Annotated in this window: 10 protein-coding genes; all 10 read right to left on the reverse strand. The window is 29.5% G+C overall.

Features of this window, described 5'->3' with window-relative positions:
* On the reverse strand, positions 1–509 hold a 509-nt coding region (locus tag Q0370_RS07695), incomplete at its 3' end, for a DUF5105 domain-containing protein (RefSeq protein ID WP_299574216.1).
* A gap of 24 nt (positions 510–533) precedes the next feature.
* Complete coding sequence (locus Q0370_RS07700; RefSeq protein WP_299574218.1) at positions 534–1922, reverse strand: SLEI family protein; 1389 nt, start codon at positions 1920–1922, stop codon at positions 534–536.
* A gap of 90 nt (positions 1923–2012) precedes the next feature.
* The gene (gene metG / locus Q0370_RS07705; protein ID WP_299574222.1) at positions 2013–3914 is read right to left on the reverse strand and encodes a methionine--tRNA ligase; all 1902 of its coding nucleotides are present in this window, start codon (positions 3912–3914) and stop codon (positions 2013–2015) included.
* 52 nt (positions 3915–3966) lie between these two features.
* Positions 3967–4641: a DUF374 domain-containing protein gene (locus Q0370_RS07710; protein ID WP_299574224.1), complete on the reverse strand. Its 675-nt coding sequence runs from the start codon at positions 4639–4641 to the stop codon at positions 3967–3969.
* 115 nt (positions 4642–4756) lie between these two features.
* Positions 4757–5317 (reverse strand): TetR/AcrR family transcriptional regulator, encoded by a 561-nt coding sequence (locus Q0370_RS07715; protein ID WP_299574226.1) that lies wholly within the window; start codon positions 5315–5317, stop codon positions 4757–4759.
* A 30-nt stretch (positions 5318–5347) separates the two neighbouring features.
* The gene (locus Q0370_RS07720) at positions 5348–5869 is read right to left on the reverse strand and encodes a dihydrofolate reductase (RefSeq protein WP_299574229.1); all 522 of its coding nucleotides are present in this window, start codon (positions 5867–5869) and stop codon (positions 5348–5350) included.
* Positions 5870–5987: 118 nt separating this feature from the next.
* Entirely contained in the window at positions 5988–6857 is an 870-nt protein-coding gene (gene thyA, locus Q0370_RS07725; RefSeq protein ID WP_299574232.1) for a thymidylate synthase, read from the reverse strand.
* Positions 6858–6880: 23 nt separating this feature from the next.
* Positions 6881–7342 carry a tRNA (cytidine(34)-2'-O)-methyltransferase gene (locus Q0370_RS07730; protein WP_299574234.1) on the reverse strand — a complete coding sequence of 154 codons (462 nt, stop codon included), beginning with the start codon at positions 7340–7342 and terminating at the stop codon, positions 6881–6883.
* A 49-nt stretch (positions 7343–7391) separates the two neighbouring features.
* Positions 7392–7961: a crossover junction endodeoxyribonuclease RuvC gene (ruvC, locus tag Q0370_RS07735; RefSeq protein WP_147005189.1), complete on the reverse strand. Its 570-nt coding sequence runs from the start codon at positions 7959–7961 to the stop codon at positions 7392–7394.
* A gap of 119 nt (positions 7962–8080) precedes the next feature.
* Positions 8081–8665: a hypothetical protein gene (locus tag Q0370_RS07740; protein WP_299574240.1), complete on the reverse strand. Its 585-nt coding sequence runs from the start codon at positions 8663–8665 to the stop codon at positions 8081–8083.
* Positions 8666–8767: the final 102 nt, after the last annotated feature.

The raw sequence follows: 8767 nt of genomic DNA on the forward strand, positions 1-8767 counted from the left end.
GTTAAAATAGAAACAAACTCTAAATTTTTTGCTCCATCTAAAACCCAGTTATTTCCTTGTTTTTCCAAAATTATATTTATTGTTTTTTCACTATAAGATAATTTGTTTTCTTTTATTTTCTCATTAAAGAATTTAGTTGCTTCCTGAACAACTATCTTATCAGTCTCTGATTTTGAAGCTATATTTGAAGATTTATATTTTTCAGTAATCATATTATGAAATTCATTTTCAAAAGTGCTATAATCAGGGTACTTTATAGTAACATTTACTGTGGCTGTTTTATCTTTTGTCTCAACTTTATTTATTTTGTAGGTAATTTTTTTAAATCCTTCAAGTACAATTCCAATTTCAGGAGTATTCATTGATGAATCCCATTTTTTTATCTTATTCATATCTCCAGATTGAATAATTTTCATATGCTGTTCAAACATTCTTTTAGCGACAGCATCCCTTCCACAGCTTATAGTCATTAGAATCATACTTAACAACAATAAGATATATTTTTTCATAATTCTCTCTTTCTAATATTTCATTTAGTTTCCTAAGTAAGCATCAAAAATTTCTCCAATATCATAACCATTTTCTTTAGCTACTTTAAAATAAAATTTTGATTTTTGTTTATTTTTTTTATTATAGTAATAAACCCCTAAGTTGTAAAAAGCTGTTGTATTAAGTTTTGCAGCAGCCTGTAGATTTAGAGTTCGTACCATTTTATCAGTTTCAGGATAGTAAAGGCTCAAATCAACCATTGAATAATCATCTCCGCTGTTTGCGAGCCTCTCAAGTATTTTCTTAGCTTCCTTGCTTTGCTTTACCTGGTCTTCTTCAGCTTTCGCAGGATTTTTCTCCTTTTCCATATCTTCCAGAATATATGCGAGTTTGTATCCAGCTGAAATTGAACCTAGCAAATATGCCTTGTTATAAATATTTCTTGCTTTTTTTATTTCCTTTTGAGTCTCATATAGACGACCTAGATAATTCATTGCATCAATATCATTTTTATTAGCCGCTTTTTGATAAAATTCTTCAGCTTTTGCAAAATCTTTTAAATTTTCATAGATAAACCCTTTGTATCCTAAAATTAAGACTTCATCTGAGTTTGTATCTTCTAGCATTTTTAATGCAAGATTATAATTTTTTTCACCTTTTACAAGCCGTGAAGCAAGTTCAAATGCTGCAAGATAATATTTATTCTGTGAAAATATCTGGTTGTAAATTTGTACTGCTTCCTCTTCTTTATCATCATTTTCCAGCAATTTTGCTTTTGCGTAAAGTGCAGGCGAGTAATTTTCAGACAAAAAATCTTTTAAAATATCATAAGCTTTTTCAGTATTAGAAACTTTTTCCAAAACTAAAGTTCCGAGTTCCTTTTTTTCTTCTACTGAAATGCTTCCATCATTTAACTTTTTATTTAATTCCTCTATTCTTTTATAAAAATTCATCAAATTTTTGTTGTATTCATAAGAATAAAGTGCATAAATTTCATTAGCATCTCTTCCTTTTTTCAAATATTCCTGTGCTTTTGTAAATTCAAGCTTATTTTCATATATAGTCCCTATTACATAATAAGCTTTTACATTTCCCTGTTTTGCAGAACTTTCCAAAAGATCTATGATTTGGCTTTCGTCTCCGTTTGTCTGCTGCAATAAAAGCGCTTGATAGTATTCAGCAAGCCCTTTACTTTTTTTCATGTATCTGTTAAAGAACATAGTCCCATTTTCAGCAAGATAGGTATAGGCAAGTCCATAAACATATTCATTTCCAGCTTTTGCTGATTCATTTATATTTTTCATAATATATTCATAATCCTTTTTTTCAAGGATTCCAATAAGTCCTCTTTCAAGTGCATCATAACCATTATCTGCTTTTGAACAAGCTACTAAAAATAATGATGCAATCATTATATATATCCATTTTTTCATACTTTTATCACATTTCCTATTCGTAAAAAAATTTTCCCCCACTTTTACTTAGAACATAACAAACCTAGAATATATTGATTTTTGATACTATTATTTCACAGTAGTTCCAATCTTTATTTCATCATCAATAATTATAAGTTTCGTTTTTTTCTTTTCAGTTGCTGTCAGTAGCATTCCTTGTGATAATTCTCCTTTTAATTCTACTGGTTTTAAATTCAGTATAGCCTGTACTTTTTTCCCAACTAGTTCTTGTTCATTTGGATACCATTTTGCAATTCCTGAAATAATCTGCCTCTTCTCTTTTCCAGTATTTACAATGAATTTTAACAATTTATCCGCATTTTTAATTTTCTCTACTTTTTCAATTTGAACAACTTTTATTTCAATTTTATTAAAATCATCTATTGTAATTGGATTTTCAATTTTCAAGTCCTCATTGTATTCTTTTTTTGGCTCCTCTTCCAATTCAATTCTTGGGAACAGCGGAACTGCTTCATTTAACCGATTTCCAACAGGATAACTTTTCCATTCTTTTATATCATCTAAATGTAATTTTGTAACATCTTTTTCAAGTCCTAACTGATTTATCATTTTTTGTGCAGTTTCTGGCATGAATGGCGAAATAAGCACTGCAATTTTGTAAAGTGAATCCACTAAATTATACATGACTGTTGACAACCTATCTTTTTGGCTTTCATCCTTTGAAAGTTTCCAAGGCTCACATTCATCAATATATTTATTCATTCTTGAAATAAATTTCCAAATATCCTTTAATCCCTCAGAAAATTGATAATTATTTATATGCTTATCCACATCAATCAATGTATTTTTCCATAATTCCTTAATTTCAATATCAAAACTTTCTTCAACTTCATTTAATACAACTTCTGAATTAAAATATTTTTTTTGCATTCCAATCGTTCTATTAAGCAAATTTCCTAAATCGTTTGCCAAGTCAGCATTTATTCTCTGAACCATTGCCTTTTTAGAATAATCAGCATCCTGACCAAAAGTCGCCTCTCTCATCAGATAGTATCTAAAAGCGTCAAGTCCGTATTTTTCAACTTCTTCCTCTGGATTAACAACATTTCCAAGTGATTTTGACATTTTTTCACCTTCTACAGTCCACCATCCATGTGCTGCAATCGTATCAGGCAACTTTATTCCAGCCGACATTAGCATCGCAGGCCAAATAATAGCATGGAATCTCAAAATATCTTTTCCAACAACATGATTTACAGTTCCGTTAGTCCAAAATTTATCAAACTGTTCTGTATCAGTCGAAAATCCTGCTCCTGTCAGATAAATATTCAAAGCGTCAAACCACACATAAATTATATGCCCTTCTTCCAGTTCTAATGATATTCCCCAGTCAAATGTAGTTCTTGAAATTGATAAATCTTGAAGCCCTTGTTTTATAAAGGCAATTACTTCATTTTTCTTACCTTCAGGCTTTATAAAATCAGGATTTTTTTCGATATGTTCTAACAGTGCATTTTCATACTTAGACAATTTAAAGAAATACGAAGTTTCTTTTACATCAATGACTTCTTTTCCCATATATTTTCCATCAACAAGCTGATTTTCAGGTACAAAAGTTTCTTCAGAAACGCTATATTTACCAACATATTCTCCTCTATAAATATCTCCCTTGTCATGCACCCTCTTTATTATTTCTTTTACAGTTTTCAAATGTTTTTCTTGTGTTGTTCTCATAAAATCTGTATTTGAAATATTTAACTTTTCCCATAAAGTTGTGAAATTAAGAGACATTTTATCTACCCATTGCTGTGGCGTAAATCCATTTTTTTCAGCTGCTTCCTGAATTTTCTGCCCATGCTCATCGACTCCAGTCATAAAGCCAACTTCTTCACCAGTTAATCTTTTGTATCTAGAAACAACATCACAAATTATTGTTGTATACGCTGTTCCCACGTGTGGTGCCGCATTAGGATAGTAAATTGGCGTTGTTATGTAAAATGCTTTTGACATATTTTTCCTCCCTCTAATTTTATAATTTATCAATATCTAAAAATTTATCTTTTTATTTAAAACTTTCTTCATTAAATTCAACATTCTTATTTTTGTTATATTTTTCATTGTAAATTTCGAACGCCTTATTTCCAGCCTGATGTATTTTTTCTTTTACCAATTTTATCGACTCTTCTAAGGTTGTTTCCTTTGTTAAGTAAAATGGCTCTGCAACATAATGAACACATTTAGAAAATGGAACAGGTATTTCAAGTTTGTCCCACATATTTTTAAAAATCCATTTTTTACTGCAGTAAGAACTAACTGGAACAATAGGCATTCCTGTTTTTTGTGCTATAAAAATTGCACCCGCTTTTGGCTCAAAAATAGGACCGCTCGGACCATCAATCGCAATTCCAAGAGTATAATCTTTTTTGGCATATTTCATAGCTTCTTTCAAACTTTTTATATTGTCTCTATTCGACGAACCTCGTATTAATTCATTCCCTTCTCTTCTAAGTAATTCTGCTAAGATTTCTCCATCCTTTGAGGCACTTACGATGGAAGCCTTTTTGTCAATAATTCGTGTAGCATTACATACTGTAAAAATTTTTCTGTGCCAAAAAACAATGATGTTAGGTTCGTTTATTTTAACTCCATCTGCATAAAAATATTCTTTTCTAGTCATAAAACTTAATATCCTGTATACAACATGAAGAATAGAACCTAAAAATTTATATTTATTCATCTTCTCTCCCACTATTTTTAAATCACACCCAATCTTTATCAAATCAAATTAACCAAAATTGACTAAATCTTAATTTATAATTTCCATATTAAATTAGCAGATATTTGAATTTTTGTTATATTTGCATTTTAAAATGTTTCACTATATCAGAAATCTTATTTTCTATAACTTCATTAGTCTCATTTTTTCTATAATTGTCATCAAGTCTTGTACAAAGCATAGTTGCATAACCAAATAGAAAATACCATATTTTATTTATGACGTTTTTAGCCTCTTCTTCCTCTAACGCAGGAAAACTTTCCAGCAGATTTTCTTTTGTCAAGAACTCTCGAAGCGTTACTTCGTAAAGTTTTTCAAATCTTTCTGTTGTATCAAGAAAAATTGTCCTAAATAATTCCTTTTCTTCTCTAGCAAATATCACAAAACCAATTGCTCCACTCAATATTTTTCTTTCAGCATAATTTCCATATAAGTATTTTTTTAATTTTTCCTTACACTTGTCTATAATTTCTTCCTTTAATTTATCTACTGTATTAAAGTTAAAGTAAATAGGCGCCGTAGAGCACTTCAGATAATTTGCTATTTTTCTGACACTTACATTTTGAAAACCTTCTTTTTTCATTAACTCATAACCAGCCTCAACCACCACTTCTTTTGTAAATTTAAGTCTAGGCATTATTTTCTCCTTTTTAAATTTATATTTATTCTATCCATTAAATTTTTCATAAATACAAAATTTCCAGCCATTATGATTTTCTTCTGTCAAAGTTATCCATTTATCCAACTCTATTTCTGGAAAATAAGCATCCGCTTCAGTATCAGAAAAATCAACATGACTCATATAAATCCTTTTTATAATTCCCATTTCAAGAGATTTTTTGTAAATCTCACCTCCACCAATAATAAAAATTTCTTCTGAAAAATCTTTATACTTTTCAATAACTTTTTGAAAATCATCATAAAACTCCAGCTTTGTAGTTTCATTTTCATATTTTTTTTTATCTTCTTTAACTTTCTCATCTGTTTCCAAAAAATTCCTAGATAAAACTATATTTGTTCGATTTGGTAAAGCTCTACCTATACTTTTATAAGTATTTCTTCCCATAATAACTCTCTTTCCTGTCGTTATTTTCTTAAAGTTTTTCAAATCTTCAGGAATATGCCACAAAAGCTGATTATTTTTTCCAATTTCATTATTTTTTCCAACAGCGACTATTAAGCTAAACATCAACATCACCTTTCTGCTGTATCTTATTTTTTATACTAAAACTGCCCTAAAATCAAAGCAAAAATTTAATTTGATTTCTATTTAGGTTTTAAAGAAGTTTTAGTATAAATTTTTGATATTAAACCGCAACTTCAAATTTTATTACAGGATGGCTTTCATAATCTTCTAACGTAATATCCTCGAATGTCAATTCATTAAATGGCTTATCTGCAATATTTATTCTAGCAAGATTTAACGGCTCTCTTGTCAGTTGCTCCTTTAGCCCTTCAATATGATTTTCATAAATGTGAGCATCAATTATTGTGTGAGCAAATTCTCCAACTTCATATCCGCATTCTTTTGCAATCATCATTGTAAGCAATGAATAACAAGCTAGATTAAACGGTATCCCAAGTGCTATATCTCCGCTTCTTTGTGTTAAATGACAATTAAGTTTATTACCAAGAACATTAAATGCAAAAGTATAATGACATGGCGGCAACTTACTAATTGTTGCATTTCCTGGATTCCAAGCTAAAACTATCATTCTTCTTCCGTTTTTGTGATTAGGATTTGTTTTCATTTCCTTTAGAGTGTCAATGATATACTGAATCTGGTCAAATACAAGCTGTCCATTTTCTTCTCTAGTTACCCAAGGATTATTCTCATCAGCAAAAACTTCTCCATCTAATGAAATTTCAGGTACAGGATATCTTCTCCAGAATCTTCCATAAGCCGTTTCCAGCCTTCCTTCCTCATCTGCCCAGGCATCCCATATTTTTGTTTTTTTTCGTAAGTTCTTAATATGCTCTTCTCCTGATAAATACCAGAAAAGTTCATGCAGCATCGAATTAAAATACATTTTTTTTGTTGTCAAAAGGGGATAACCCTCACTTAAATCTACTTTATATGAATAAGCAAAAGTAGAAATTGTATCAACTCCTGTCCTATTTTCTTTTTTTATTCCATTGTCAAGTACATACTTAACCATATCCAGATATTGTTTCATTTTCTCTCCTAAATTTATTTAAATTAATATTCAAAATTATTCTGTCTCAAAGCTTCAAACAGCACAATCGCCACAGCATTTGACAAATTTAGCGAACGTCCAAGCGGAAGCATTGGAATCGTGATATTGTTTTCCTTGTATTTATTTAATATTTCTTCAGGTATTCCACGTGATTCAGGCCCAAACATTATATAATCGTTGTCATTAAATTTTACATCTGTGTATCTCTGTTTTGTTTTTGTTGTTGCAAAATAGATTTTTGCATTGCTGTTTTCGATGTTTTCCTGCCAGAAGTGTTCCCAATTTTCCCACACGAAAAGCTGTACATCTTTCCAGTAGTCTAGTCCCGCACGTTTTATTTTCTTATCATCCAGTTCAAAACCGAGAGGTTTTATTAAATGTAATTTTGTGTTTGTTAAGACACAAGTTCTTCCTATATTTCCTGTATTTACGTGAATTTCCGGATTTAATAGAACTATGTTCATTTTATATACCATTCTTTCTATTTAAGTTTATTTTATCATACAAATCTATTTATTTCATCAATTTTTTGTAATCTTCCAGTTTTATTCGATTAGAAGTAATTTTATTTAATTTTTTGGTAATGTTATCTCCTCTATCAAAACCACCAAATCCTATTTTGGAATTAATGTGAGTAATTGCTATAGCAAGTGCATCTGCAGCATCGTCAGGTTTTGGTATTTCTTCTAATTTTAATATTAATTTTACCATTTCCTGAATTTGCTTTTTTTCAGCTCTACCATAACTTGCAATTCCCATTTTTACTTGAAGCGGAGTGTAACTGTATAAATTTAGATTATTTTTTTGACCTGCTAAAGTAATAACTCCACGAGCCTGTCCAACTTTTATTACTGTCTTCTGATTTTTAAAGAAAAATAAGTCTTCAATTGCCATATCTGTCGGCTTCCAAAGGTTTATAATATTTTCCAGTCCATCATAAATTTTTTCCAGCCTTACTGGCATATCCTCATCTTTATCCGTAAAAATACAGCCATAATCAAGTGGCACATATTTACCATTTTCATAATCTACAACGGCGTATCCCACTATTGCTGTACCAGGATCTATCCCTAAAATCCGCATATTTCTCCTATTTTTCCACTATTATTTTTCTCTATTTTTTATTATATCATACCTCAAGTTTGTATGCAACATTGTTCATACGTTCTATCTAAAAAATTTTGTATAAAGTTAAATATCGTTTATAAAGCGGTATTATTAATAAAATTCTTTTGTATATAATTTTGAGCATAATCTATATAGCTATTTAAATCAATATCATCATAATTAGTGAACTCTTTCAAATTTGTTTCAACTTTTCTTATTTTATATAAATTGCTATTTATATCTCCAAAACCATATTTTTCATAGTATTTCCCCTGATTTTGCATGACTACCTTATGTGATCCTGTCTTTGAAAAATATAATCTATATTTTCTAAATTTATGCAGCACTTCATTACTTTCAAAGTCTATCTTTCCGTTTTCATCACAGGCATAGATATCTTCATAAACAGAAGCATATATGAAGAATATATCTGGATTTTTGGTAAAAACTTCTTTTACTGCCACTGATATTTCTTTTTTTTCCCAAAAATATAGTTTTAAAACTTCTGATATCCAAATATGATTTCTTGGCATAATTAGCTTGCTGTAGTAAAATTCATTGGTTCCTGTAATTTCATTGCCTATTTTATATAAAAGTGAACTTTTATTTTTTAGAAATTTATCAACATCTGTTATATAAAAAATATTTTTATATTCAAAATAATTTTCCAACTTATTCAAACTATTTTTTAACCTAAGATATTAAGGTATATATCAAATAAAAATAGTATCTTTGCCCCAAAAACCATGCAATTATTCTACAACGATTCCCTATATCCTCAA

Origin of the sequence: uncultured Leptotrichia sp. (assembly GCF_938036635.1) — a bacterium.
Taxonomy (GTDB): Bacteria; Fusobacteriota; Fusobacteriia; order Fusobacteriales; family Leptotrichiaceae; genus Leptotrichia; species Leptotrichia hongkongensis.

What these genes read in the sequence shown, in the direction of transcription:
- Q0370_RS07700 (WP_299574218.1), bottom strand. Translation starts at nt 1,922, where the DNA reads ATGAAAAAATGGATATATATAATGATTGCATCATTATTTTTAGTAGCT.
- metG (WP_299574222.1), bottom strand. Translation starts at nt 3,914, where the DNA reads ATGTCAAAAGCATTTTACATAACAACGCCAATTTACTATCCTAATGCG.
- Q0370_RS07710 (WP_299574224.1), bottom strand. Translation starts at nt 4,641, where the DNA reads ATGAATAAATATAAATTTTTAGGTTCTATTCTTCATGTTGTATACAGG.
- Q0370_RS07715 (WP_299574226.1), bottom strand. Translation starts at nt 5,317, where the DNA reads ATGCCTAGACTTAAATTTACAAAAGAAGTGGTGGTTGAGGCTGGTTAT.
- Q0370_RS07720 (WP_299574229.1), bottom strand. Translation starts at nt 5,869, where the DNA reads ATGTTTAGCTTAATAGTCGCTGTTGGAAAAAATAATGAAATTGGAAAA.
- thyA (WP_299574232.1), bottom strand. Translation starts at nt 6,857, where the DNA reads ATGAAACAATATCTGGATATGGTTAAGTATGTACTTGACAATGGAATA.
- Q0370_RS07730 (WP_299574234.1), bottom strand. Translation starts at nt 7,342, where the DNA reads ATGAACATAGTTCTATTAAATCCGGAAATTCACGTAAATACAGGAAAT.
- ruvC (WP_147005189.1), bottom strand. Translation starts at nt 7,961, where the DNA reads ATGCGGATTTTAGGGATAGATCCTGGTACAGCAATAGTGGGATACGCC.